This window comes from Roseateles sp. FW301-B2 (assembly GCF_058788955.1).
Genome location: NZ_JBYTBE010000010.1, coordinates 110484 through 134928, shown reverse-complemented (window position 1 = coordinate 134928; position 24445 = coordinate 110484). Strand labels below are relative to the sequence as shown.

The window sequence follows — 24445 nt, the reverse complement described above, 5'->3', positions numbered from 1 at the left end:
GTTGAGTGGTCAACGCTTCCTAGGCGGCGTTCAATTGGGACGGGCCGAGCGCGAGGCGGCAAGCACATCGAACAAGTTTGCGAATCTCTCCGCGGACTTGGCGCGTTCAAAGCCCGCGATTTGATCGTAGGACAGGGCGCCACAAGCTTGGTGTTCTATGTTCTGCACATAGCTGGCAAGTTCGGCAGCAATTCGCTCGACGTCGTCCAGTGGCGCAATCTGCCCGGCGCCCAGCGAGCGAATCAGCTTGGCCGTGTCGCCTTCATCGTCTGCCATCGCCAGGATAGGGCGGCCCGCACGGAAGTACTCGTAGAGCTTGGCTGGAATCGCCGGGTTGGATGTGTAGCCCTGGAAGACTAGCACACCGTCAGCCTGCATCATTTCGGCCAATGCTTCTTCGTAGGGGATGGGAGGCTCAAAGCTGATGTGATCGCTCAGCCCAAGTTCCTTCAGCAGTGGGCCGTAGAGACTGTCGACCGAGGATGCCCGCATGATCACGCGCAGTTGCTTCGCCCCCGAAGGGCGCTGATCAATGACGCGGCGGAGTGCCCGAAAGAAGTAGCTTGGGTCACGGTCAGGCGTGGGATAGATCGTGCCGCTGTGCAGCAGCAGGATGTCATCCGCGTGACGCCTTGCGGGCGTGCGTTTGCTGGCTGAGGCAAACGCAGACTCGTCGAACCCATTGGGTATCACCGACCAGTGGGTTTGAACCGCGTCCGGAAAGCGCTGCCGGTAAATCTCAGCGGCACCGTCGGTGCAAAAACTCAGGGCTGCAGCGTGCCTTGCGGCCATGCCTTCAATGGCGAGCCTGCTGCGGCGCAACGCCGGCCACGTGGGGGCCCAACTGTTCGTACGATCATCGAACTCGACCATAGGGTCTCGGAAATCCGCTACCCAAGGGATACCGCTGAGCCGATGCAAGGCGTGCCCAATCAAGTGTGCCGAGGCAATGGGGTAGGTGCTCCAGATCACGTCGGGCTTGTATCGACGAATCATGGCCAAGCCGGTTGGAATGGCGCCCAACAGCCAGCTCTGCCATTTGTCTGGAAGAGTCACCCAACTGGGATATCGTCCAGCGACCGAGAAGAGCCGACTTGCATCCCTTGCAAAGCAACGCTGCACCACCGTTCCCTCAGGAATCTGCGCCATGCGCTCGGTGCTGACGGCCGGGTATGCCTTTTCTGACGCTGAAAGCACCAGCGGTTCCCAGCCATGGCGGGGAAGGTGGCGCGTCAATGCCAAGGTACGTTCAAGGCCACTGCTGACCTTGATCGGCGGGAAGTGAAAGGCGATCAGTAGTGCGCGTTTGCTCATGATGGGGTGTTGACGGGCGACCAGTCTGACTCTGCTGCGCGAGCAAAATCCAGCACCGCTGTCCGCGGGCGTCGTCCCTCGCTAAGGAGTCCGCAAGGCAGATTGTTGTCGTGTCCGGTGAGTTCCAGGCGGCCGAAGGCAGTCGTCCTGTGCGGCCAAACCAATCTGTGGGGCTCAGGCAGCCCGATGCCATCGAGCGGCTGAGCGCCCCGGTTTCGCCGCTGGTCGCAATCGGTCGCTACGTGGCGCTTCAACCAGGGACTCCACGCGCAAGCATTGACGGGCGTCCGGCATGAGCGGTGCAGTTCATGCAGCAAATTCCTGGATGCGCTAAGCCGTAACTCTTCATGCAAATCGGGCAGGGGGAAAAGCGGGGGAGGGCGCGGCATGATACTCGCGAACAGGCTTGAAAAGCGCGTTGCGGGCCGCTGCACGGCAGCATGGCGCACAGCGCCGATCAGACAAGGGCGCCTGCAACCAGACGCTTGCCTGGGGGGAGTTCCAGCCCCACGCAATCGGATAGGATCGCTCGCACCGTCCTGTGGCGCAATGCTCCACGGTCGCGGCACCTGTTTGGGGTGCGTTTCTTGTTGCCGATCTGTGACAACGCGGTCAGCTATCGCCTATCGCGACGCAGTTTCCGCGCCAGAACTCCGGGTTTTCTGCAGGGGCTGCGGCGCTGGCGCGTCGTCTAGTCGCTGCCTGTGCCAGCCTATTTATTCGAGATGCATTTCAAGCGATTTGACCCCGGCACGTGCAAATTGGCGGCGCCCAAAGTTTCGGCCCTCCCCACCCTCAGCAGCGGGTCCTTGCAATGGCGCCGCTTGGCGCCTGTCGCCGCTGCAGAAAAAAGAAGTGCACATGCCTACATGCGTAGCCGGTATGCGCTGACTGACGCGTATCGCTTATGCGGTGTTGGTAAAGACGGTGCATTGCTGGCGCCTGCCTACCATTGCCGGACCATGCTCGACCCCGCGCTCAGGTTGGGTGCCGAGTGTCACTTGTATCCGCTGGAAGCGGACCTGACGGTCAACGTGGCGGTCGTTGAGCGTCTTTTGGCTGCAGCGTCCGGCCGTGTGTCTGCCGTGCTGGCAACGCATTTCTTCGGTTTTACTCAGGACTTTCGCGCACTGGCGGAGTGCTGTCATCGGCACGGTGTTCACCTGGTTGAGGACTGCTCCCACTTGCTGCCGACACTTGGCGATGGTGGTGTTCTAGGTGCACTGGGGCGCTATAGCGTTTGGAGCCCGTACAAGTTCTATCCCTGCGAAGACGGTGGGTACTTGCAGGTGAATCGGGATGCAGCCGTGCCCGCAGGCGGCCTTGTACAGCAGTCGGCATGGGCGGAAGTAAAGGGCCTGGCCCGCTTGTTGAGGCGCTCGCGTAAAGCAGAAAACAAGGCGGGCTTTGCAACGCTAGAGGATCAGCTCGCCTTGCATCCAACGGGTGCGCTGGACAGCGGCATTGATCTCGACGAGTCGACTTGCTCGCCGTCAGGGGACTATCTGCCGCAGCAAGAGCGGTCGGGTATGTCCATGGTCTCGCGCTGGATTGTCCGGCACGCAGAGGTGGACCGAATCAAGCAGCGTCGTCGCCAACGGTATCTGCAGTGGTTGAGGGCAGCCTCTGCGTGGCAGCACTGTCGGCCATTGCACGCGGACTTGCCGGACGACTGTGTCCCATACATGTTTCCACTCTACATGGAGCGCCCAGAAGCGCACTTCATGCCACTCAAACGGATTGGTGTGCCAGTCTGGCGCTGGGACAGCATGGCGGTATCAGAGTGCTCGGTAGCCAGCGACTACAGATTGCACATGTTTCAGCTGCCTTGCCACCAGGAACTCGACGACGCAGAGCTAGGCTGGATGATCGAGGCCGTCTCGCGGGTCGTGGCGGGCGGCACCACGTGATGCGTGCCTAACGATAATGTTGCGTGGTCGACGGCCGGTGCTGCCGAACGCCACCTCGATGGTGGCGAACGAGCAGATGGGCCGCTAGGCGAGGTCTGTTGTCGGTTGAGTCTTGCGCGCTTGCCGAGAGGCCCAGAATGCCCGTAGCGCAAGGCTGCAACGCAGCAGTTGACCGCGCAGGGTCTGATTGAAAACCAGATAGCGGCGGCGTGAATAGGTCTTCTTGGTCCACTGCGCCTTGTTGGAGTCGGCAGTTCCCGCCAGATCGAAGGTGTGGATACCGCGGCGGGCAAATTCTGCCAACAGTCGGGCCGTCAGTGCGCTGCCGACGCCGTAGTCCTTGTAGTCCTTGTCGTAGCTGGTCTTTTCTCCGACATAGACACCATTCAGCAGGAAGCCGTATTGGAACGCCAGCGGGGCTCCATCCAGCAACAGCGCGGCGCCGAGAAACCACTGTTTCTCGGCAAACCTCGAGGTGACGACGTCGTAGAACTTCTGTTGCTTGGCGTTTGCCGTCATGGCTGTGCCGGCATCACTCTTCCATGATCGTGACTCGACGACCATCATGAGTTCCAGGAATTCCTTGACCTGATCGGGCGTCTCATACACCCGCATTTCAAACGTGCCCAGAGCCTGCAGTTCCTTGTCGCGACGTTTCAACTTGGTGCGCATATTGGACTTCAGATCCATCAGCACCTGCGAAGGATCCTGGTGGACCTCGATGTATGCCGAGTCCCAGGCGCGCACGAGCTGCGGCTTGGTGCGCTGACGTAGCAAGGCGCCTTGCTGCGCTTGATCCGAGCGGCTGCCTTCGATAACAGCGAAAGTGAAGCTGTCCCACGCGGGCAGTTCCTTGCGCGCAAATGCCAGGAGCTGGTCGAGTACTTCGGCGTCGCCGCCAACCAGGAAGCCTGTTCGCAATTCGTAAACGCTGCCGCTGATGAGCGAGAGTTGGCGATGCCGGATGCCTGCGACGGTCTGCCAAGAAATGGTGCAAGGCAGCAGTCCGCGCACACCGCTTTCGTCTTCCGCCACCAGGACGTACTGCGGCTCTTCGTTCAGAAAGCCTTCCCAGAGCGCCGCAGTCCAATCGAATGTCGCGGACACGTCGAATCCCGACACGCCGGAGCCCTCCAATTCGACCAGGCGTTCCCAATCAGCGCGGATGCCGCGGCACTCGTTCAGCGTGCGGAGAACACGTATCCTCAGACTCATGCGGGGCCCAATCTGGTGCAACTTGGTGGATTCGACAGCTTCATGGCGAGAGGCGGTGGTGAGGTGCAGCGCCATGGCATGCGCCCATCGCGTTCGGCTACTTGGCGCGCTGATGAGCGCTGACGCAAACTCGGGCTGGTGCGAGCCGTGCTCATCGAATGGTGAGTTCAGCTGCAGCCAGAAACGGAAGGCAGTTCTTGGCCAGGTACTGCCGGCCTTTGAAGCCAAGCAAGCCCGCCACGGCGACGAGCACGGCAGTCGTGCGCGAGATCACGGCGGCGGCCTGACTGCTGGTCATCACCTGCCGTAGAAACTGCTTGAAGAAGGCCCGGTGGATAGCGTCTGCCTCCTGCTTGTCGTACCAGCCGTCCTGCCACTGTCGGCGCAACGTGCCATCGACGGGAATAGGGCAGGGTTGGTGGCCCGGATAGGCCTGCCAGGGGACCTCTCCTGCCCCCATGGGGAGGCGGGACATCAGCGCGTTGTAGAGCCGGTGTTCGAGAAAGTCATCCACCGGACTGCTCAGCACGGCGGCGATGAAGCGCGCATCAAAGAACGGCAGCACCAAATCCACTCGTCGGATGTGCAGCGTTTCAAAATACTTGACCAGGTGGCGGCGCTGATCGTTCAGCATAAAGAAGAGATGGCAATTGCGGCCAGCCTCAACCTGCGCGGCACGGGACTGCAAGTCTTCCACAATGCCCTTGAGCGGGGTGTCCGCAAGGTGGCGCCAGCGCGCGCGCAGAACGCGCGGCGAAAGGACGTTTTTGTTTTCGGCCTGCATGAGGCGCGCGGCAGCCTCAAGGCCCGACGTACGCGCCTGTTGAACGGCTGCCTTGGTCAGATAGACATGACCCAAACCCACACTGCCGCCATCGCCTGACCAGATCAGCCCGGGTTGATCTGGCTGTGCCTCAGGCGCTGGATTGGCTTGTCGCCAGGCCTGCAACGCTTCGGTCTGACGCTCGCCGAAATCCGATGCCCCCTGAGCGTACTCAAAGTGCTTGCAGCCAAGGCGCTCCGCCGCCAGCCGCCCAAACACCAGGTCTTGCGAACCGGGCGGCGCGAAGTTGAGGCTGTGCACAGCCAAGCCTTGCTCACGCAAGCGAGCCGCGATCAGGCGCGAGTCCATACCGCCGGAAAGAAAGGCCATGACCTGCGATTGCCCCTGCATGCGCCTGTCCATGGCGTCATGAAAGGCCGCTTCAATGTGCTCTATCAGTTGCTCGCCCTGCAGCTTGTTCGCGGATAACTGTTCCCAGCTCCAATAGGGGACATCGCTGACGCCAGCGCGGCTGATATGCAGGCAATGCCCTGGGGCAAGTGCCGAGATTTGCTCAACCAGGGTGCGGTTGCCCAAAGGAAAGCCGAAAGCAGCGGTCTCGGCGGCGCCGCGCCAGTCGGGTGTCTGTGCTAACGCAGGCAGTGCCTGCAACGCCCAGAATGCCGACGCTATGAACAGATGCTCATCGGTCTGCGCCCAGTACAAGGGGCGTACGCCCATCTTGTCCGTGAACGCATATAGGTCGCCCGTTGGGCGACTCCAGATCAAGCCCGCGAAGGTGCCTTCGGCATCTCGCAGGGCTGCACTGCCCTCCGTGGGTACCCGTTGCATCAAGCGATCAATGGCTTCGCCGCGGCGCAGTGCGTGTGAACCTTCGCAAAGGACGGGGTCTGCGGCAACGACGGCGAACTCGGTCGCTGTTGAGCGGCTCGATGCCCCGGGCCAAATGCCGAGGTCCACATAGGCAATGGCGCAGCTGCCGTCTTGATGTACTTGCACATCGCCCGCGCGGGCCATGGCACTCTGCAGGCTTCGCACCAGCGGCTCTGCAAGTGGCGCACCGCGCAGGGATATCGCGCCAAGAAAGATCGCCATGTGTACCTTCCTTTAAATCGTCATCTCGAGTTGGCCGCTCAACGGCCAATCTTGAGCAAAGAAATGAGCTTGATCGCGCAAGGTCTGTCCAGCGTCCACAGCAGCATCAGATAGAGCGCTATGGCGCATGGCACCAGCATGCTGAGCCTGAGCCAGTCAGAGAGCTGCGGGCCGAGCCCGTGACCGAGCGCGAGTGTACTGGCTGCCATGACGCCGCTCAGAGCGACTGGCTTGGACAGCGCGAGCAATGCGTCGCGAATCGTCAGCTTCATCACGTCGCGCGCGCGGTGCAGGTTGACGACGATGAGCAAGGGAAGGCCGACGAGCCAGGCCAGGGCCAAGCCGGTGGCGCCGAAGGGGGCTCCGGCCAGGAAACACAGGGGCAAGAGCACCACGCCCGTCATGGTGTTGCGCACCTCCATGCCCGCCTGCCCCATGCCCTGCAAAACGCTGGAGAGCAGCACGCTGATCATGCGCAGCGGCAGCGCCAGGCAGACGATCTGCATCGGCAGCACCGCCTGCTCCCAATGCGGGCCGATCAGGCTGGAAATCAACCAGGGCGCCACCGCCGCCATTCCCCATAGCAGCGGTACGAGTACGTAAGCGAAGAGCCGCAAGCCTTCAAGCAACACGGGCTGCAGGCTTTGGCCTTCGCGGTGCATCTTGGCGATGGTGGGGTAGGTAACCTGATTCAGAATGCCCATCGCCTTGCTGACGGGCAACATCGCCAACGTCATCCCGACCGAGTACTCACCTAGCGCAGCTTTGGAGAGAAAACGTCCCGCGATCAGGACATCGCTTTGGCCAAAAACGGTGCTGGCCAATCTTGAGATCGCGACCTTGAAACCGAAGTCGAGCATGCCGGCGGCAGGCCGCAGGTTCAGGCTGGGGGCAAGGCGCTGTGGCGCCAGCAGATTGATCATGATCACACGAGCCAGGGCACCAACCAGCGGCCCGGTCACGATAGACCAGACGCCGGCGCCATACCAAGCCATTGCCACGGTTGCCAGGCTTGCCGAAATGCCGGTGACAAATTCGATGACGGAGACGCCGCGAAAGCGCAGGTCGCGACGCAAGATGGCCTCGGGAATGGTGCTCAAGGGTGAGAGCACCAGATGCAGGGCCGAGGCACGAATCAGGTTGATGGCCTCCGGCGCGCGGAAGAACCACGTCAGCAGCGGCGCCGCCAACACCAGCATGGCCGCGCAGGAAAACGAGAACAGCAGTGAGGCGCCAAAGATGCTGCGGATCTGTGCGTCCTCCAGCTTCTTGGCTTGGATGACGCTGGCGCCCATCCCAAATTCGGCAACGATCATGACGATCGCAATGATGCTGGAACAGATTGCTGCCAGGCCGTAGTCCTGCGGCACCAAGGTTCGCATCACGTAAATCGTGCCGAGCCATGAAATCAATTGTGCCGACAGGCGCCCCGCAGCCACCCAGCGCAGACCCGAGGCGAAACCCGAATCGCTGCTCATGCCTGCTGTTGCGGCTTGTGCATCATTGCGCCGTTCAGCCACTCCACACTCCATCGTTCCAGCATCTCTTGCGCGGACCGTTGCGAGCAGGTGTGATCGGCGCCAGCCATCTCCCGTATCAGCGGGCGGGCGTGGCGCATGGCGGTGATCCAGTCGGGATCGCTGTTGGCGCAATCCGCGAATTCCTTGGCGGTGTAGTCGTGCTCGCTGAGCAGGATCTGCACCGGGCCGTCAAAGCCCCGCAGGGCCGCCGCCATGCGCTGTTGATAGCTGCTGACTGAGCCGGCCTGACTTTGCTTGTCGCTGCGCGCTGCACGTAGGCTGGCAAACAGCCCTTTGAGGGCTTGACCGGCCACCTTGCCGCTCAGCAGCTTGAGCCAGAACTCGCGCTGCCGCAGTCGATCCAGGTAGTAGTGCTTGAGGTGCGTGCGCGCCAAGCTCGCGTCCGAACGAACCCAGGGGTTGATCAGGCAAAGGCCGGCAACGCGCGGGTCGCGCCGCTCTTGTTGGTAGAGCAGGGCGGCGGAAGCACCATCACACAGCCCCCAGAGCACGACGCGGCGCAGTCCAGGTGCAGCGCCTAGCAGCGCATCAACAGCCGCACCGATGTCGTCGCTGACATGCTCGAAGTTGCGCAATGGACCGCCACTGTCACCCATCCCGCGGTAGTCAAAGCGCAGCGCAGTGTGGCCCGCGTCGGCGATGCGGCGGCACAGTTGCACAAACTGACGGTGACTGCCGGCGCGGTATTGCGGGCCACCGACCACCACAAGCACCGCGATATCCGACGCCACGCTTGGGGTACTGAGAATGCCCGCCAAGTGTTCATCGCCGCAGCGAAAAGCCAGCACCGACTCATGATGGCCGCTCACGCCAAGGCCTCCGATTGCACGGCGGCCAGGCTGGCCTGCAGCAATGCCGGTGCGTCCTCGATCTCCGTGGTCTGCCAGAAGCCAGGGCCGTTCACCACATGGCTGCGAACACGATGGCCGGCGCCTTGCCATTGCGCCAGCGTCTTGCTTGCCACAGGCGTGAGGGTGGCGTCGGGTCGCGTCGAGAGTTCTATCCACTCGAGCCGGCCCAGGGTGCTGGGAGGATTCAGCTGCGCGGCCTCAAGGCCTTGGGCCAGCGCTGGCGCCAGGGCATAACCAGCGATCTCAAGCGCTTGTCCAGCGCTCAGTTGTTGGCGCAATGCCTCCATGCCGCCCTTGGATGCGCCGTCAAGCATCTCGCCGGCAAGCTTGAGCCGCAGGAACTGCTGCAGCAGGATCTTGCCCGATGCAGGGGCCTGCCAAAAGAGGAGATGGTGTTCGCCCTGCAGGCGCTCAGCCGCCTGGCAGGCCAGCAAACAACCCGCGCGCAAACCCCACAGCCACAGCGGGCCGCTGGCGTGCTGCTTGCTCCAGCGCTCGGCCAGCAAGACGTCATCAATCCATGCGTCCCAACTCGCGTCGCCAAAGTCGCCGCTGCTGTCGCCACAGCCGAGCAGGTCTATCTGCAGCACGTTGTAGCCTGCCCTTGCAAATGCACTGGCCTGCAGGGCGGCCATGCGGCGTGCCTTGTTCATCTCTTCGGCGAAGGGATGGACATAGATCATCCGGCCGCGCGGAGTGCCGACGGCGGGGTAGTGCACGCACAGGCGCTGCCCTTGGGACGCAGGCAGGAAAAACGTCTCGCGAGGGGCGGGGCAAGTCACGGGGCTGCTGCTTCGCAGATGCGCGCTGGCCTCAAAGCCTGGCGTCGACGAAATCGCTCAGTGAGCCCACGGTCGCGAAGATGTCGCCATCGATCTCGTCGTCACTCACGGAAAACCCCAGCTGTTCTTCGAGCGCGGTGAGCAGGGAAACCACGGCCATGGAATCCAATTCGGGGATGGCACCGAGCAAATGAGTTTCACGCGTGAAGGAGCTGGCCCGGCCATTCAGGCTGAGTACTTCGTCCAGAATTCGCAGGACGTCGTTGTTGATACTCATTGCGTCGAATCCTCAAGCCGGTTTCAGAGAAGGGCGGATTGTAGGTGAGCGAAATGCCCCTCATCCCCCCGCTTTTGCGGGGCTGGGCAGGCGCGGGCACGCGTTGTTCAAGATGAATCATGTGGTGCAGCGAATGGCGTCTGCATCACACCGATGCCTCGTCGCGGAGGGGCGCCCTGGCGCGCCGGCGGCTGTGCACGCGGCATGCGCGCCATGGTCTTGGCCCGGTGCGGTGGCGTGCGATACTTTTTGCACTGAACTGCCCGCGGCCCATGCCGCCTTGTGGCCATCACCATGCGCATACTCGAATCTACGCTGCTCCACGAATTGATCACCGTTTCGGCTCAGCGCAGCCCGCACGCCCCGGCCCTGTCTTATGGGGGCGCGCATTTGAATTATGCGGATTTGAATGGTGCGGTTGAGGCCTTTGCCGCCGGTTTGATGGCCCTGGGCCTGGCTCGCGGCGAGCGCGTGGCCATCTATCTCGAAAAGCGCTTCGAGTGCGTGATCGCGAGTTTCGGCGCTCCCGCCGCGGGCGCGGTATTCGTGCCTTTGAATCCACTGCTCAAGCCTGAGCAGGTGGCATTCATCATCCGTGATTGCGACGTGCGTGTGCTGGTGACCTCACCGGAACGCATGGGTCTGCTCGCGGAGGCGTTGGCGCAGTGCGCGAGCCTGCGCCAAGTGGTGTTGACCGAAGCGGCACCGGAATCCGAAGCGGCCAGCGTCGTGCCGAGTCTGAGCTGGCAGGAGTTGCTGGCCAGTCCCGCTCGGCCTAGCCACCGCGTCATCGATACCGATATGGCGGCGATCCTCTACACCTCGGGCAGCACGGGCAAGCCCAAGGGCGTGGTGCTGTCTCACCGCAATATGGTGGCCGGAGCCAAGAGTGTGGCCAGCTATCTTGACAACCGGCCGACCGATAGCCTGCTGGCGGCCTTGCCCTTGTCCTTCGATGCGGGATTCAGCCAGCTCACCACGGCTTTCCATGTGGGCGCGCGCGTGGTGCTGCTCAACTACCTCCTGCCTCGTGATGTCCTGAAGGCGATGGAGCGCGAGAAGATCACCGGGCTTACCGCCGTGCCGCCGCTCTACATCCAGCTGACGCAGCTGGAATGGCCGTCGGCCGTGGCAGAGCACTTGCGCTATTTCGCCAATACCGGTGGCCGCATGCCGCGTGAGACCCTGGATTTGTTGAGGCAGCGCGCGCCGCACAGCTTGCCCTTCCTGATGTATGGCTTGACCGAGGCTTTCCGCTCGACCTATTTGCCGCCCTCCGAGGTTGACCGCCGGCCCGACTCGATCGGAAAGGCGATCCCGAATGCCGAGATCCTGGTGTTGCGCGAGGACGGTTCACCTTGCGATGCAGACGAGCCGGGCGAGTTGGTACATCGCGGAGCGCTGGTGGGCCTGGGTTACTGGAACGATGCTGAGAAGACGGCGGAGCGCTACAAGCTGCTGCCGGCCGGCGTTGCCGGCCGTGCCGCGGGCCTGCAACTCCCGGAATACGCGGTGTTCTCTGGCGACACCGTGCGGCGCGATGCCGAGGGTTATCTGTACTTCATTGGCCGCCGCGACGAGATGATGAAGACCTCGGGCTACCGTGTCAGCCCGACCGAGGTGGAGGAGGTGCTTTATGCCACCCGCCTGGTGGGCGAATGCGTGGCTTTTGGCGTGGATCACCCGCAAATGGGCCAAGCCATCCAGGTCATCGCGACGCCTTTGGCAGGCACCGAGCAGATCGACATGGCGGCACTTTCGAGCGAGTGTCGCAAACGGATGCCCGCGTATATGGTGCCGGCAGGCATCGAGCAACAGGCGGGGCCCTTGCCCCGCAACCCGAACGGCAAGATCGATCGCAAGCTGCTTTCCACCGCCTGGGTGGAACGCAACACCTGAGCCCAAGCAACATGACAGATCAAAGCACGACGCTGCGCCGTCCCCCCGTACATGCCCCGATGGCGCAGTTCCCGGTACAGGGCGGCGAATTGACGGTCGGCGGCCACAGACTCTCGGTGCTGGCTGAGCGTGTCGGCCAGACGCCGTTTTATGCCTACGACCGGGGCCTGCTGCGCGCACGTGTGACGCAGTTGCGCACGGCGCTGCCAGCCAGCGTGAAGCTGCACTACGCCATGAAGGCCAATCCCATGCCCGCACTGGTGGGCCTGATGGCCGGCCTGGTGGATGGCATCGATGTGGCTTCGGCCGGCGAGCTCAAGGTGGCGCTGGATGCCGGTGCTGACCCTCGCGAAATCAGCTTCGCCGGACCGGGCAAACGCGATATCGAATTGCGCCAGGCGGTGGCCGCAGGCGTGCTGGTGAATGTGGAGTCTGCCCGAGAGTTGCCCGTGCTGGCCGCAGCGTCGCAGGCCCTGGGTCTTCCGGCGCGCGTGGCCCTGCGCGTCAACCCGGATTTTGAGCTCAAGGGTTCGGGCATGAAGATGAGCGGCGGCCCCAAGCAATTTGGCATCGATGCCGAGTCGCTGCCGCCCGTGTTGACCGAGGTCGGACGTTTGGGCTTGGCCTTCGAAGGCTTTCACCTGTTCGCCGGCTCGCAGAACTTGAAGGCCGAATCGATCTGCGACGCGCAGCAGAAATCCTATGAACTCGCGCTCCGCCTGGCCGAAAGTGCGCCAGCGCCGGTGCGCTTCCTGAATCTAGGTGGCGGCTTCGGCATCCCCTACTTCCCCGGTGAGCAGCCCCTGGAGCTTGCGCCCATTGGCGCCAATCTTCAGGGTCTGGTGGAGCGGGCGGCGCGCGAGCTGCCGCAGGCGCATCTGGTGATCGAGCTCGGCCGGTATCTGGTGGGCGAGGCTGGGGTGTATGTCGCCCGCATCATCGACCGCAAGGTTTCTCGGGGTCAGGTCTTTCTGGTCACCGATGGCGGCTTGCATCACCACCTGTCGGCCTCGGGGAATTTTGGCCAGGTGATACGCAAGAACTACCCGGCCATGATCAGCCAACGGCGTGGCGAGACTTCGCTGGAGAGTGCCTCGGTCGTGGGCCCGCTGTGCACGCCGCTGGATCTGTTGGCGGACAAGATGGAATTGACCACCGGTCAGCCCGGTGATTTGGCCGTCGTCTTCCAGTCGGGCGCCTATGGGCCGAGTGCCAGCCCGCAGGGCTTTCTAGGGCACCCCGGCGTGGTCGAGGTGCTGGTTTGATGCCTGGATACGGTGCAGGGCTCAGCGCCCGGCGCCGAGTGGCTTGAGCAGGGCGCCGTAGAGCTCCACATAGCGTTCTACGCTGCGTCGCCAGTTGCGCTCGTTCTTGACGAAGTCCAGGCCGTTTGCACGCAGCTTGGACTGCAGCTCGGGTGCGCTCAAAAGCTCGTCGACGGCAGCGACCAGGGAAGCTTCGTTGCCAGCCTGGTAGAGCACGCCAGTGACGCGGTCCTGTATCAGCTCGTGGTGCCCGCCCACGTCCGAGGCGACAAAGACCTTGCGCTGAGCCATGGCCTCGAGGGGTTTCAGCGGTGTGACGAGCTCGGTCAAGCGCAGGGACTTGCGCGGGTAGATCAGCGCATCGATCACCGAGTAATAGCGTTCCACTTCCGCATACGGCACCTTGCCGGTGAAGATGACATGCTGGCCCAACTGCAAGCGCTGCACCTGGGTACGCAAGGCCTCGTCCTGCATGCCGCCGCCCACCAGCAGCAGCTTGATCGCCGGCTTCCTGGCCACCAGGGCAGGCATGGCGTTGATCAAGTCGTCCAGGCCCTCGTAGTCGTAGAAGGAGCCAATGAATCCCAGCGTGTAGCCGGCCGTGAGTCCGAATTTCTCTGCCAGCGCCTCGTCGCGCGGAAGCTCCTTGGCAAAGCGCTCATATTCCACCGCGTTGGGAATGACCGTGACCGGTGCGGTGCAGACGCCGCGGGCGTCGATGTCCTTCTTCAGCCCTTCGCAAATCGCGGTGACGCGGCCGGCGCGCCTGAAGACGAAATTCTCGAGGCCGCGCGTGAGCTTGTAGCGAAGGCCGTGCTCGCTGCTGGTGCCTTGATCCACCGCCGCGTCTTCCCAGAAGGCACGCACCTCGTACACCAAGGGCAGACCGAAGCGCTTGGCTGCCCAGTGCGCGGCCAGGCCGTTCAGTGCCGGTGAATGGGCGTGCAGGATGTCGGGCTGCAACTGCGGAATCAGCTCGGCAAGGCGCCGGTACATCAGCCACACGGCCCAGAACTGTTTCAGGACCGGCAGGACTCCCCAGAACGAGGTTCGGTCCGCGGTGCGATAGAAGGTCAGGCCGGACACGATCTCCTGGCCGTTGTTCTCGGACTTTTGGCGCGGCCCCGTGACCGGGTAGACCGTCCAGCCGCGCGCCTGCTGCTCCTGGAGGATGGCCCAGCTCCTGGACGAATAGCCGTCTTGCAAGGGCAGCGAGTGGTCAAAGACGTGGAGAACCTTCATATTGCGCGCGGCCCGAATCAAGAAAAGCGGCCCAGGCGACGGTACAGGCCGCCGAGGGACAAGCAGTAGCGATGTTTGGCGAACAAATACGCCAGGCCCTTGGCATGCCGGATGGTGAACTTGTTGATCCCCAGGCCCTTGGGGCGGGAGATTTCCTGTGCATCGTGCACGACCGAGACCTCGGGGAAGTAATGCACCTGGAAGCCGGCGCGCCAGAGGCGGATGCAATAGTCCACGTCCTCGGGTGAATAGAAGATGCGCTCGTCCAACAGGCCGGTGGCCCGCACCGCCGCACTGCTGAGCAGCCAGCAGGCCGAGATAGCGTAGTCCACCGGGCCCGCCGCGCTGGGGGGCTCGCGTGCCTCCAGGCTACGCAGCGCAAAGAAGCGTTGTGCCTTGCGGGCAATGGTGGGAAAGGTATCCACGCTGAGCTGGAACTTGCCCGAGGGATAGATCAGCTTGGGCGCCACCATGCCGGCCCGCGGATGGGCGCGCTGGTACGCCAGCATCGCCGCCAGCGCCTGCGGATTCATATAGGCGTCCGAGTCCAGGATCAGGATGGCAGCTCCCTGAGCCTCGCGCAAGGCCAGGTTGCGCGAGCGCGTGGTGCCTGTGTTTTGAGGCAGATAGAAGACCTTCAGGCGCGCACCGAACTCGGCTTGCAGTCCGCGCAGGACGTCGACGCTGCCGTCGATGGAGCCGTTCTCTACCACCAAGATCTCGCCTGCCAGCGCGCAGGCGTCATAGCTTTGCACCAAGCTGCGCACGCAGGTCTCGATATAGCGCTTCGAGTTGAATGAGAGCACAACGGCAGAGACGTCCATCGCTTGTTCTTTCGCTATTGGGCTGGCTGTTGGTGGGCCAAGGGCTGTGAAAGCAGCTGCTTGCGCACCGTAAATTGAGCGTGCGGCACGCGCCCGGCAGCTTAGCCGAGGTGACGGGGCTGCTCGCGCGGCTCGCTACAAACTTTTGCCGGAGATGGTGGAAAACAGCCGGCATTGGGCCTCGGTGGTCTCGTCCCACGAGAAGCCCTCAGCATAGCGGCGTACAGCCGCGCGTTCCGGGTAGCTATCCAGCAGCGAGCGCAGCGCCGCCACCAAGTGGGGTACATCTCTGACCTCAGCGAGCCGCCCGGCCACGTCATTGGCGACGACCTCGGGTGTGCCGTTGACGCGCGTGGCCACCACCGGTGTGCCACAGGCCATGGCTTCCAGCAGCACATTGGCCCAGCCTTCCCGGCTTGAGGCCAGCACCAGCGCGTTGGCGGCGCTGAACCAGAGCTTGAGCCTTTCATGCGCCTGCTGGCCCGCAAACATGACGCGCTCGCCCAGGCCGAGCGACGCCGTGAGCGCTTCCAGGCGCGCTCGCTCCGGCCCGGAGCCCACGATCGCCAAGCGCGCATCAGGGAATGCCTCGAGCATGCGGATCGCCAAGTCGTGCCCCTTCAACTCCACCAAGTTGCCCACCGATACAAGCAGCAGTCCTGGATGAGTGATGCCCAAGGCTTGGCGGGCCTCCTGTCGGTCCAGCATCGTGAAGCGCTGCAGGTCGACGCCGTTACGCATGACGTGGGTGCTCTCTGGCGGTGCCCCCAGTTCGATCATTTGCTGCACCAGGTCCGCGCTCACGCCGATATTGGCTTTGCTTTGCCGGAGCGTGCGTTGGATCAGCAGTCGCGCACGATCGAAGCCCTTGTAAAGCGTGATGTCCGAGCCGCGTGCCGAACAGACGAAGGGCTTGCCTAGCTTGTGCGACAAAATAGCGGCGGCGACGCCGTCGGGGTAGAAGAAATGGGCGTCAATGAGGTCGAAATCAAAGCCCTCGCGGATCAGTTGGCGCAGCGTGGGGAGGGCTCCCGCGGCAAGCACATAAGGTGCGATGTTCTGCCCGACCTTGGGTGGCAAGAAGTAGCGTGGGTGGTGTACCCGAATGCCGTGACGCTCCTCGAAGTGTGGCGTGGCCGCCATCTTGGCGTAGCTGCCGAAGCGTGGATGCTTGAAGGGGAACCAAGGCACCGGGGCAACCACACGGGTTTCTACTTGCCCGCTCTTGAGTAGCTCGCGCAATCGGGTCTCAATGAAAATCCCGTGGCCAGGTCGAACGCTGCTCGGGTACAAGGTCGAGAACAATATGGTCTTGATCTTCGCGCTCATGCGTTCAAATGCAGGTTGGGGAAGCCATGGCTTGCATTGTGGCAGCGGCATCGGGCCGCTCGCTCGTTTAGGCACAGACGAACAGATGAAAACTTTGACTTTCAACGCTTGCAGCATCACCGCGCGTGGTATCGGGCCCGTTCGATGAACTGGCTGTCCAGTCGCTTTGAACTTGCCCGCGGGGGCAGCGCTCAGAATGTGCGCCCCATGGAGGGCTTGCGTGGCCTTGCCGTGTTTCTGGTGTTTCTGGTGCACTATGTGACGCTCGTCCAGCCGTGGGTGGCGAACAGCCCTGAACTGCTTGGGCTGGGAGGCAAGCTCCACGCAGTGGGCAACACGGGCGTTGACCTATTCTTCGTGTTGAGCGGCTACCTGATCTATGGCTCGCTGATCGCGCGGCCACAGGCCTTCGGACGTTTCATCTGGCGTCGCGTCGTGCGCATCTACCCCGCGTTCCTGGTGGTGTTTGCGGTCTATCTGGGCTTGTCGTTTGCATTTCCTGCCGAGAGCAAGATACCCGGCTCGGCGCTCGGTGCAACGGCCTACCTGCTGCAAAACCTGCTGCTGCTGCCCGGACTGTTCCCGATCGAGCCCATGATCACGGTTGCGTGGTCGCTGAGCTACGAGATGTTCTATTACCTCGTGATCCCGCTGATCATTTGGGCGCTTGGCTTGCGCGAACGCAGCCCGGCTTGGCGTGCCACATTCTTCTTGGGCCTGAGCCTGCTCACGATCGCGTATTGCGCCAGCTATGGTGGCCATGTGCGCCTCATCATGTTCGTGGCCGGCATCCTGGTGTACGAGGCACTCCCCTTTCTTCGCGCTGGTCGCCCGGGTGGCACGGCCGGCTTGCTGGCCTTGTTGTTGGGCTTGGCTGCCACATGGCTGCCCTGGGGCGGACCGGCCGCGTTCGCGTTGAAGATCAGCATCCTCTACGTGACATTCTTCGTTCTGTGCTTGGCCTGCTTTCGCGATCCAGCAATGTGGTTGTCGCGTCGTTTCTCGTGGACCCCGCTGCGATGGCTGGGCAATATGAGTTATTCCTATTACCTGCTGCACGGCTTGGCACTCAAAGCCAGCTTCCTGCTGCTGGGCAAGCTGCTGCCTCCGGGCGGGCACGAAGCTTGGTACTTCTTGACACTGCTGCCTCTGATGTTCGGCCTGAGCCTGCTACCGACGGCTGCCTTGTTTCTTCTGGTCGAGCGGCCGTTGTCGCTGGTGTCCGGCAGTGGGCGTGATGGCAGACCTGCGCCCTCCCTGAGCGCCAAAGGTTTGGTCTAAAGTGTGCGCAACTGGCACACCCATGAATTGCGCAGCGCAGGGCACGCCCCGCGGTATCGTGTGGCGCGGTTATGCCTTGGTCATGGCCAGTATCTTTCCGGCGACCGAGCTCTGTCGCCGCCCGAACTAGCAACTCCTGACATGCACCATTGGCAAAGGTTGTCTCTCGTCTGGCGCAGCGGTGGCCCCCTGGTGCTTGCCAGGCTGCTGTTCCGCCGCCTGGTTTTCAAACGATGGGTGAGTGTGGTGTTCTCTGCCGATACTGTGAGCGGCAGGGAAGGCGGCGCAATGCCTGAGGGGTATGAGTACCGCTGGTACAGCAAACGTCGCGACCTGTCGTTGGGCGAGTGCGACCGGCTGCGCGCGGCAGGCGCAAGCGGCTTTCTGTCCGACTTGGCGGCGGAAGATGGGCTGTACGTGGTTTGGCGCGATGGCGAGGCGGCAAGCTGGGGCGCCGTGCCGCTCAAAACGCGTCAGCGCGCCGTACTCGGCTTGCCGGACGATGCCAACCTGATCGGCTCATGTGAGACCCACATCACCCACCGCGGGCGCGGCCTGTATCGCGGGGCATTGGTTCGAACCGTCGAAGCACTGCGCTCTGCGGGCGAGCAGCCCATCTACATCGAGGTACTGGAGGACAACGCTGTGTCCATGGGCGCAATTGAGAAGGCCGGCTTTCGCCGCCTGGGTCGCGTGGACGCGCGCATTCTGTGCGGCTGCTTGGTGCTGCGAGACGGCTCCTGGTCCTGGCTGCAAGGGCAGGCATGAGCGCGCTGAGTCGAGTTCGCTTCAAGTACCTGCTGGGTGAGTTTCACCTCGCGAGTTGGAGGCCCCGGCTGCAGGTCGTTCACATGGGCGTCGAGGCCGAAGGCGGAGCAGATATCTTGACGCCGGCAGAGTTGAATGCGGCGGCCGAGGGTGTCTGGCTGCAGCGTGGCGCGGTCGGCAAATTCGATGTGGGCGTGAGCCGCCTGGGGCCGTGGATTTGCTATGTGCCCAAGACCGAACGCTTGCACTATGTGCGTATCGCCGGAGCATTTGAAGCCTATTTGAATCGGTGGAGTTCGAAGGCGCGCTACAACCTCAAGCGCTCGGTTCGCAAGCTGCAGGATCGCAATCCAGGCGGGGCACTGGAGATTGCCAGCACGCCTGAGGCGATGGATGCATTTCTGCGCGAGGCGGCGGCCATCTCACAGACGACTTATCAAAGCCGCCTGCTGCAATCCGGCCTGCACTACGACGAAAAGCTGGTTGAGCAAATGCGTGCGCTTGCGTCCCGCGGTGACGCCCGCGGGTATCTGCTGCGGGATCAGGGGCGGGCGATCGCCTTCGCATGGTGTTCGGGCTCCGGCACACGCCTGACCTACGATGTGATCGGCTATCTCGAAGATGCTGCAGCGCTGTCGCCCGGGTCGGTGCTGTTGTACCTGATCGTTGAAGATCTCTTTCGCCTCGGGCGCTTCCAGGTGTTTGACTTTGGCGTCGGTGATGCCCCCTACAAGCAGTTGTTCGCCACGGACGTGGATGAGTTTGCCGACGCCTATTTGTTCCGGCCGAGTTGGCGCCATCGCATGCTGGTCCGGGCGCATTGGCTGTTGGACAGGTTTTCTTCGTCGGTCGGCGCGGTGCTTGAAAGGGCTGGCTTGAAAGCGCAGGTGCGACGTCTCTTGCGTGCGCTGGGCTGAACATGCCGAGCCCCTCATCTGTTGGTTCCCCACAGGCGTGGCCCTGCGGCCACGCGAAGAGAGTCGGTACTTCTCGTTCAACGACCGCGATATCGAAAATGCTCAATCGGAACGTCATGGACATATCGCCCCGCCCCGAGCTTCGGCCGACCGTGAAGCACTCCGCGCTCAGTAGCCATGCTTGATGTCTTCTACACCATCGACGTTGAAGTGTGGTGCGATGGCTGGGAGAACATCGATCAAAAATTCCCGGACGCTTTCGCACGCTACGTGCACGGCTTGTCTGGAACATATGGCTTGCCGTATCAGCTCGATGTGCTCCGCGCGCACGGCTTGAAATCGGTCTGCTTCGTCGAGCCGCTGTTTGCGGGGCGCTTTGGCATGGGGCCCCTGGAGGAAATGGTTGGCCTGATTGAAGCTTCGGGGCATGAGGCGCAGTTGCATATGCATCCGGAGTGGGTGGACGAGGCGAGGCAGGCGCTGCTACCCAACGTCCGGGGCAAACGCCAGCACCTCAGGTACTACAGTTTGGAAGAGCAAACTAGCCTGATAGCGACCGGTATTGAATGGCTGATGCGGGCTGGAGCACCTCGTCCCACCGCTTTTCGAGCCGGAAGCTTTGCCTTCAACGCGGATACGCTGACCGCATTGCTGCGCAACGAGATTTTCATCGACAGCAGCTACAACGCCTCCATGTTCGGCCCCAGCAGCGGGGTCAGCCCTGGCCAACTGCTCGCATGGCCGGCAATGATTCAAGGCGTTCAAGAACTCCCCATGACCGTCTACAACGACGGGCGGGGTTTGAGACATACCCAGCTGACGGCGTGCTCATCTGATGAGTTGGAGTGTTTGCTATGGCAGGCGCTAGAACAACAAATGCCAGCGCTTGTCATCCTCTCGCACAATTTCGAACTGCTGAACGCGAACCTGTCGAATGTCGACAAGGTGCTGGTGAAGCGGCTGCATCGCTTGTGCGAGTTTCTCGAAAAAAACAGCGACTGTTTCAATGTGCGCGGCTTGCGAGAGCCCTTGATCTATCCGCCGGCGCCGTCCACAGCCGTGTCCTTGGCTTCGCCACTGTGGCGCACCGCTGCCCGAACGCTTGAGCAGGCTTGGCGCCGCGTCTACTGACACACTCGCGCGTGCTGCGCTGGGCTGTTTGGGCAAAAAAAAAGCCCGTGGCTGGCACGGGCTTTTTGCTATTCCTGGCGGAGAGGGCGGGATTCGAACCCGCGGTGGGGATTAGCCCACACACGCTTTCCAGGCGTGCGACTTAAACCGCTCATCCACCTCTCCGAAGCCCGCCATCATAGCGCAGATTTTTGGGCCTTCGGCAAAATTCAGGGCTTGGGCGTCACCTTGTGCATCAGGGCCATCGCCGTGCCTATCAGGCCCGAGACCTCGCTCATATTGCCCGGCACGATCATGGTGTTGTTCTTCTGGGCCAGCTGGGCATAGGCATCCACGGCCTTCTCGGCCACCTTGAGCTGTACCGCCTGCTCGCCGCCGGGCTGCTGGATGGCGGCGGCGATCTTGCGGATGGCGTCGCTGGTGGCATCGGCCACGGTGGTGATGGCGGCCGCCGCGCCCAGGGCCTTGTTGATCTCGGCTTGTTTCTCGCCCTCGGAACGGGCGATCGCAGCCTCGCGTTCGCCGGTGGCGATGTTGATCTGCTCCTGACGACGGCCCTCGGAGGCGGCGATGAGGGCACGCTTCTCGCGCTCGGCGGTGATCTGCGCCTGCATGCTGTGCAGGATGGCGGGCGGCGGGGTCAGGTCCTTGATTTCATAGCGCAAGACCTTCACACCCCAGTTGAGCGCGGCCTCGTCGAGCGCCTGCACCACCGAGCTGTTGATGGCGTCGCGCTCCTCGAAGGTGCGGTCCAGCTCCATGCGGCCGATCACCGAGCGCAGCGTGGTCTGGGCCAGTTGGGTGATGGCGACGATGTAGTTGCTGGAGCCATAGCTGGCGCGCATCGGGTCGGTGACCTGAAAATAGAGGATGCCGTCTACCGTGAGCTGGGTGTTGTCCTTGGTGATGCAGACCTGGCTTGGAACGTCGAGCGGAAACTCCTTGAGCGAATGCTTGTAGGCCAGGCGATCCACGAAGGGCACCAGAAAGTTCAGCCCCGGCGCCAGCGTGCCGTGGTACTTGCCCAGGCGCTCCACCACCCAGGCGTTCTGTTGCGGGACGACCTTGATCGACTGCATCACGAAGATGACGGCCGCGGCCAGGATGACCAGTGCGATGACTTCCATTGCTTGTTCCCCTCGTTTGGTGTTCTGGATGATCGATCAGTGACTGGATTCGGCGGCGTCCACCAGCAGGCAGGCGCCGTCGATGCCGCGTATCACATGCCGCCCGGCGCCGGGCTGGCCGTTGCCGGTATAGCGCACCTGCCACTCGGCGCCGCGGTATTTGACCTTGGCGGTGCGTTCGGCACCCCAGTGGCTCACATGCACCGACTGGCCGATATCGATGTTGATGTCCGGGTTGGCCGACACGGGCGGCTGTGCGCGGCGTTGCTTCAGCTGGCGTACATGCCAAAGGCTCACGGCCGTGCCTCCCACCAGGGCGGCGACCAGCATCTGCGCCGTGCCGCCCAGGCCCAGATGCGCCGCCAGGGCAGCGGCGGCGGCGCCCAGGGCCAGCATCAGCAGGTAGAAGGTGCCGGTGGCCAGCTCCACGGCAATCAGCCCGCCGCAGGCGATCCACCAAAAGGTGGCTTGATTCATGTCCATGTCACCCTCTCTCGTTCATGATGTGATTTGAGTGTACGGGGCGGCAGCCGTCCTGTTTGTGCGACAAAGCGCCATTGACTCTTGCGCTGTCAGCCCCTGGCCCTACACTTCGCGCCTTCCAATTTCTTGCCCTGTTCCCGGAGGCACCCCGATGCTGCGTTTCCGCTTCCCCATCGTCATCATCGACGAGGACTACCGCTCCGAGAACACCTCGGGTTTGGGCATTCGCGCCCTGGCCGATGCGATCCAGAAAGAGGGCTTCGAGGTGCTGGGCGTCACCAGCTACGGCGACCTGAGCCAGTTCGCCCAGCAGCAAAGCCGAGCCAGCGCCTTCATCCTGTCGATCGACGACGAGGAATTCACGCCCGGCCCCGAGCTGGACCCGGCGGTGCTGAACCTGCGCAAGTTCATCGAAGAGATCCGCTTCAAGAACGCCGATATCCCGATCTACGTCTATGGCGAGACGCGCACGTCCCAGCATCTGCCCAACGACGTGCTGCGCGAGCTGCATGGCTTTATCCATATGTTCGAGGACACGCCGGAGTTCGTGGCGCGTCACATCATCCGTGAGGCCAAGAGCTATCTCGACGGCCTGGCGCCGCCCTTCTTCAAGGCACTGATGGACTATGCGCAGGACGGCTCCTACTCCTGGCATTGCCCGGGTCACTCGGGTGGCGTGGCCTTCCTGAAGAGCCCGGTGGGCCAGATGTTCCACCAGTTCTTCGGCGAGAACATGCTGCGCGCCGACGTCTGCAATGCCGTGGAAGAGCTGGGCCAGCTGCTGGACCACACCGGCCCGGTGGCCGCCTCGGAGAAGAATGCCGCGCGCATCTTCAATGCCGACCATTGCTTCTTCGTCACCAACGGCACCTCCACCTCGAACAAGATGGTCTGGCACCACACGGTGGCGCCCGGTGACGTGGTGGTGGTGGACCGCAACTGCCACAAGAGCATCCTGCACAGCATCATCATGACCGGCGCCGTGCCGGTCTTCATGACGCCCACACGCAACCACTACGGCATCATCGGTCCGATCCCCGAGAGCGAGTTCTCGCCCGAGAACATCCGCAAGAAGATTGCCAAGAACCCGTTGCTCAAGGGTGTGGACGCCAAGAAGGTCAAGCCGCGCATCATGACGCTGACGCAGAGCACCTATGACGGCGTGCTCTACAACACCGAGACCATCAAGAGCAAGCTGGACGGCTGGATCGACACCCTGCATTTCGACGAAGCCTGGCTGCCGCATGCGGCCTTCCACAACTTCTACGGTTCCTATCACTCGATGGGCAAGAACCGGCCGCGCCCCAAGACGGCGATGGTCTACGCCACCCAGTCGACCCACAAGCTGCTGGCCGGCCTTTCACAGGCGTCCCAGGTGCTGGTGCAGGACTCGCAGAACGTCAAGCTGGACAAGCATCTGTTCAACGAGGCCTATCTGATGCACACCTCCACCAGCCCGCAATACTCCATCATCGCCAGCTGCGATGTGGCGGCGGCCATGATGGAGCCACCCGGCGGTACCGCCCTGGTGGAAGAGAGCATCAGCGAGGCACTGGACTTCCGCCGTGCCATGCGCAAGGTGGACGCGGAGTACGGCCAGGACTGGTGGTTCAAGGTCTGGGGCCCGGACAAGCTGGTGGAGGAGGGCTATGGCAAGCCGGCCGATTGGACGCTGAAGGCGAATGCCAAGTGGCATGGCTTCGGCAATATCGCCGCCGGCTTCAATATGCTGGACCCGATCAAGTCCACCATCATCACGCCCGGCCTGGACATGAGCGGCAAGTTCGCCAAGACCGGCATTCCGGCCAGCATCGTTACCAAATTCCTGGCCGAGCACGGCGTGGTGGTGGAGAAGACGGGCCTGTACTCCTTCTTCATCCTGTTCACCATCGGCATTACCAAGGGCCGCTGGAACACCTTGCTGACCGCGCTGCAGCAGTTCAAGGACGACTACGACAAGAACGCGCCGCTGTGGCGCATCCTGCCGGAGTTCTGTGCCGCCCAGCCGCGCTACGAGCGCATGGGCCTGCGCGACCTTTGCCAGAGCATCCACGAGGCCTATGCCAAGGGCGATATCGCGCGTCTGACCACCGAGGTCTATTTGTCCGAGCTCGAGCCGGCCATGAAGCCCAGCGACGCCTATGCCCATATCGCGCATCGCCGTACCGAACGGGTAGCGATCGACAAGCTGGAAGGGCGCGTCACCACCTCGCTGCTGACGCCTTACCCGCCGGGCATCCCGCTGCTGATCCCGGGCGAGCGCTTCAACAAGAAGATCGTGGACTACCTCAAGTTCACGCGTGAGTTCAACGCCAAGTTCCCCGGCTTCGCCACCGATGTGCATGGGCTGGTGGAGGAGAAGGGCGACGATGGCAAGTCGAGCTACTTCGTGGACTGCGTTGCCTGAGGC

At 62.7% G+C, this 24445-nt stretch carries 20 protein-coding genes and 1 tRNA gene; 8 read left to right on the top strand and 13 right to left on the bottom strand.

The window, feature by feature from the left end; genetic code table 11:
- Window positions 1-30 precede the first annotated feature (30 nt).
- Entirely contained in the window at window positions 31-1314 is a 1284-nt protein-coding gene (locus AC3WQY_RS09480) for a glycosyltransferase (RefSeq protein WP_492707753.1), read from the bottom strand.
- A gap of 725 nt (window positions 1315-2039) precedes the next feature.
- On the opposite strand from AC3WQY_RS09480, the gene AC3WQY_RS09475 reads away from it, so the two are divergent.
- Complete coding sequence (locus AC3WQY_RS09475; protein ID WP_492707751.1) at window positions 2040-3224, top strand: DegT/DnrJ/EryC1/StrS family aminotransferase; 1185 nt, start codon at window positions 2040-2042, stop codon at window positions 3222-3224.
- Between the two features lie 84 nt (window positions 3225-3308).
- Here the strand turns inward: AC3WQY_RS09475 and AC3WQY_RS09470 are convergent, their stop codons facing one another.
- The 6 genes from AC3WQY_RS09470 to AC3WQY_RS09445 form a co-directional block, all read right to left on the bottom strand.
- A complete protein-coding gene (locus tag AC3WQY_RS09470) occupies window positions 3309-4514 on the bottom strand; it encodes a GNAT family N-acetyltransferase (protein ID WP_492707749.1) in 1206 nt (401 codons plus the stop codon).
- 76 nt (window positions 4515-4590) lie between these two features.
- The gene (locus AC3WQY_RS09465) at window positions 4591-6318 is read right to left on the bottom strand and encodes an asparagine synthase-related protein (RefSeq protein ID WP_492707747.1); all 1728 of its coding nucleotides are present in this window, start codon (window positions 6316-6318) and stop codon (window positions 4591-4593) included.
- A gap of 38 nt (window positions 6319-6356) precedes the next feature.
- Window positions 6357-7796, bottom strand: coding sequence for a lipopolysaccharide biosynthesis protein (locus AC3WQY_RS09460; protein WP_492707745.1), 1440 nt, complete (start codon window positions 7794-7796; stop codon window positions 6357-6359).
- Entirely contained in the window at window positions 7793-8668 is an 876-nt protein-coding gene (locus AC3WQY_RS09455; RefSeq protein ID WP_492707743.1) for a hydrolase 1, exosortase A system-associated, read from the bottom strand. The genes AC3WQY_RS09460 and AC3WQY_RS09455 overlap by 4 nt, the downstream gene beginning before the upstream one ends.
- On the bottom strand, window positions 8665-9492 hold the full coding sequence (locus tag AC3WQY_RS09450) for a hydrolase 2, exosortase A system-associated (RefSeq protein WP_492707741.1): 828 nt from the start codon (window positions 9490-9492) through the stop codon (window positions 8665-8667). Before AC3WQY_RS09450 ends, AC3WQY_RS09455 begins: the two co-directional genes overlap by 4 nt.
- A 31-nt stretch (window positions 9493-9523) precedes the next feature.
- Window positions 9524-9769: an acyl carrier protein gene (locus tag AC3WQY_RS09445; protein WP_492707739.1), complete on the bottom strand. Its 246-nt coding sequence runs from the start codon at window positions 9767-9769 to the stop codon at window positions 9524-9526.
- A 294-nt stretch (window positions 9770-10063) separates the two neighbouring features.
- Here AC3WQY_RS09445 and AC3WQY_RS09440 point away from each other — a divergent pair, with 294 nt between their 5' ends.
- Both AC3WQY_RS09440 and AC3WQY_RS09435 read left to right on the top strand, forming a co-directional pair.
- The gene (locus AC3WQY_RS09440) at window positions 10064-11668 is read left to right on the top strand and encodes an acyl-CoA ligase (AMP-forming), exosortase A system-associated (protein WP_492707737.1); all 1605 of its coding nucleotides are present in this window, start codon (window positions 10064-10066) and stop codon (window positions 11666-11668) included.
- Window positions 11669-11679: 11 nt separating this feature from the next.
- Window positions 11680-12933: a pyridoxal-dependent decarboxylase, exosortase A system-associated gene (locus tag AC3WQY_RS09435; RefSeq protein WP_492707735.1), complete on the top strand. Its 1254-nt coding sequence runs from the start codon at window positions 11680-11682 to the stop codon at window positions 12931-12933.
- A 21-nt stretch (window positions 12934-12954) separates the two neighbouring features.
- On the opposite strand, the gene AC3WQY_RS09430 is transcribed toward AC3WQY_RS09435, so the two are convergent.
- The 3 genes from AC3WQY_RS09430 to AC3WQY_RS09420 form a co-directional block, all read right to left on the bottom strand.
- A complete protein-coding gene (locus AC3WQY_RS09430) occupies window positions 12955-14175 on the bottom strand; it encodes a TIGR04063 family PEP-CTERM/XrtA system glycosyltransferase (protein WP_492707734.1) in 1221 nt (406 codons plus the stop codon).
- A gap of 17 nt (window positions 14176-14192) precedes the next feature.
- Complete coding sequence (locus tag AC3WQY_RS09425) at window positions 14193-14999, bottom strand: glycosyltransferase family 2 protein (RefSeq protein WP_492707732.1); 807 nt, start codon at window positions 14997-14999, stop codon at window positions 14193-14195.
- A 135-nt stretch (window positions 15000-15134) separates the two neighbouring features.
- Complete coding sequence (locus AC3WQY_RS09420; RefSeq protein WP_492707730.1) at window positions 15135-16328, bottom strand: glycosyltransferase family 4 protein; 1194 nt, start codon at window positions 16326-16328, stop codon at window positions 15135-15137.
- A 144-nt stretch (window positions 16329-16472) separates the two neighbouring features.
- On the opposite strand from AC3WQY_RS09420, the gene AC3WQY_RS09415 reads away from it, so the two are divergent.
- The 4 genes from AC3WQY_RS09415 to AC3WQY_RS09400 all read left to right on the top strand — a co-directional run bounded on the left by AC3WQY_RS09415 (window position 16473) and on the right by AC3WQY_RS09400 (window position 20425).
- On the top strand, window positions 16473-17609 hold the full coding sequence (locus tag AC3WQY_RS09415) for an acyltransferase family protein (RefSeq protein ID WP_492707728.1): 1137 nt from the start codon (window positions 16473-16475) through the stop codon (window positions 17607-17609).
- Window positions 17610-17750: 141 nt separating this feature from the next.
- Window positions 17751-18377: a GNAT family N-acetyltransferase gene (locus tag AC3WQY_RS09410; RefSeq protein WP_492707726.1), complete on the top strand. Its 627-nt coding sequence runs from the start codon at window positions 17751-17753 to the stop codon at window positions 18375-18377.
- The gene (locus tag AC3WQY_RS09405) at window positions 18374-19294 is read left to right on the top strand and encodes a GNAT family N-acetyltransferase (RefSeq protein ID WP_492707725.1); all 921 of its coding nucleotides are present in this window, start codon (window positions 18374-18376) and stop codon (window positions 19292-19294) included. Before AC3WQY_RS09410 ends, AC3WQY_RS09405 begins: the two co-directional genes overlap by 4 nt.
- A gap of 177 nt (window positions 19295-19471) precedes the next feature.
- Window positions 19472-20425, top strand: coding sequence for a polysaccharide deacetylase family protein (locus tag AC3WQY_RS09400; RefSeq protein ID WP_492707724.1), 954 nt, complete (start codon window positions 19472-19474; stop codon window positions 20423-20425).
- A 75-nt stretch (window positions 20426-20500) separates the two neighbouring features.
- Here the strand turns inward: AC3WQY_RS09400 and AC3WQY_RS09395 are convergent.
- The 3 genes from AC3WQY_RS09395 to AC3WQY_RS09385 all read right to left on the bottom strand — a co-directional run bounded on the left by AC3WQY_RS09395 (window position 20501) and on the right by AC3WQY_RS09385 (window position 22035).
- Window positions 20501-20590: transfer RNA gene (locus AC3WQY_RS09395), tRNA-Ser, on the bottom strand.
- A 44-nt stretch (window positions 20591-20634) separates the two neighbouring features.
- The gene (locus AC3WQY_RS09390; RefSeq protein ID WP_285232401.1) at window positions 20635-21552 is read right to left on the bottom strand and encodes an SPFH domain-containing protein; all 918 of its coding nucleotides are present in this window, start codon (window positions 21550-21552) and stop codon (window positions 20635-20637) included.
- Between the two features lie 36 nt (window positions 21553-21588).
- Entirely contained in the window at window positions 21589-22035 is a 447-nt protein-coding gene (locus AC3WQY_RS09385) for an NfeD family protein (RefSeq protein ID WP_492707722.1), read from the bottom strand.
- A 151-nt stretch (window positions 22036-22186) separates the two neighbouring features.
- Here AC3WQY_RS09385 and AC3WQY_RS09380 point away from each other — a divergent pair, with 151 nt between their 5' ends.
- Window positions 22187-24442 carry an arginine/lysine/ornithine decarboxylase gene (locus tag AC3WQY_RS09380; RefSeq protein ID WP_285232399.1) on the top strand — a complete coding sequence of 752 codons (2256 nt, stop codon included), beginning with the start codon at window positions 22187-22189 and terminating at the stop codon, window positions 24440-24442.
- Window positions 24443-24445 lie beyond the last annotated feature (3 nt).

Excerpts from the sequence above, each read along its gene's own strand:
- AC3WQY_RS09480 (WP_492707753.1), bottom strand. The coding sequence starts at position 1,314 with ATGAGCAAACGCGCACTACTGATCGCCTTTCACTTCCCGCCGATCAAG.
- AC3WQY_RS09475 (WP_492707751.1), top strand. The coding sequence starts at position 2,040 with ATGCATTTCAAGCGATTTGACCCCGGCACGTGCAAATTGGCGGCGCCC.
- AC3WQY_RS09470 (WP_492707749.1), bottom strand. The coding sequence starts at position 4,514 with ATGGCGCTGCACCTCACCACCGCCTCTCGCCATGAAGCTGTCGAATCC.
- AC3WQY_RS09465 (WP_492707747.1), bottom strand. The coding sequence starts at position 6,318 with ATGGCGATCTTTCTTGGCGCGATATCCCTGCGCGGTGCGCCACTTGCA.
- AC3WQY_RS09460 (WP_492707745.1), bottom strand. The coding sequence starts at position 7,796 with ATGAGCAGCGATTCGGGTTTCGCCTCGGGTCTGCGCTGGGTGGCTGCG.
- AC3WQY_RS09445 (WP_492707739.1), bottom strand. The coding sequence starts at position 9,769 with ATGAGTATCAACAACGACGTCCTGCGAATTCTGGACGAAGTACTCAGC.
- AC3WQY_RS09440 (WP_492707737.1), top strand. The coding sequence starts at position 10,064 with ATGCGCATACTCGAATCTACGCTGCTCCACGAATTGATCACCGTTTCG.
- AC3WQY_RS09435 (WP_492707735.1), top strand. The coding sequence starts at position 11,680 with ATGACAGATCAAAGCACGACGCTGCGCCGTCCCCCCGTACATGCCCCG.
- AC3WQY_RS09430 (WP_492707734.1), bottom strand. The coding sequence starts at position 14,175 with ATGAAGGTTCTCCACGTCTTTGACCACTCGCTGCCCTTGCAAGACGGC.
- AC3WQY_RS09425 (WP_492707732.1), bottom strand. The coding sequence starts at position 14,999 with ATGGACGTCTCTGCCGTTGTGCTCTCATTCAACTCGAAGCGCTATATC.
- AC3WQY_RS09420 (WP_492707730.1), bottom strand. The coding sequence starts at position 16,328 with ATGAGCGCGAAGATCAAGACCATATTGTTCTCGACCTTGTACCCGAGC.
- AC3WQY_RS09415 (WP_492707728.1), top strand. The coding sequence starts at position 16,473 with ATGAACTGGCTGTCCAGTCGCTTTGAACTTGCCCGCGGGGGCAGCGCT.
- AC3WQY_RS09410 (WP_492707726.1), top strand. The coding sequence starts at position 17,751 with ATGCACCATTGGCAAAGGTTGTCTCTCGTCTGGCGCAGCGGTGGCCCC.
- AC3WQY_RS09405 (WP_492707725.1), top strand. The coding sequence starts at position 18,374 with ATGAGCGCGCTGAGTCGAGTTCGCTTCAAGTACCTGCTGGGTGAGTTT.
- AC3WQY_RS09400 (WP_492707724.1), top strand. The coding sequence starts at position 19,472 with ATGCTTGATGTCTTCTACACCATCGACGTTGAAGTGTGGTGCGATGGC.
- AC3WQY_RS09390 (WP_285232401.1), bottom strand. The coding sequence starts at position 21,552 with ATGGAAGTCATCGCACTGGTCATCCTGGCCGCGGCCGTCATCTTCGTG.
- AC3WQY_RS09385 (WP_492707722.1), bottom strand. The coding sequence starts at position 22,035 with ATGGACATGAATCAAGCCACCTTTTGGTGGATCGCCTGCGGCGGGCTG.
- AC3WQY_RS09380 (WP_285232399.1), top strand. The coding sequence starts at position 22,187 with ATGCTGCGTTTCCGCTTCCCCATCGTCATCATCGACGAGGACTACCGC.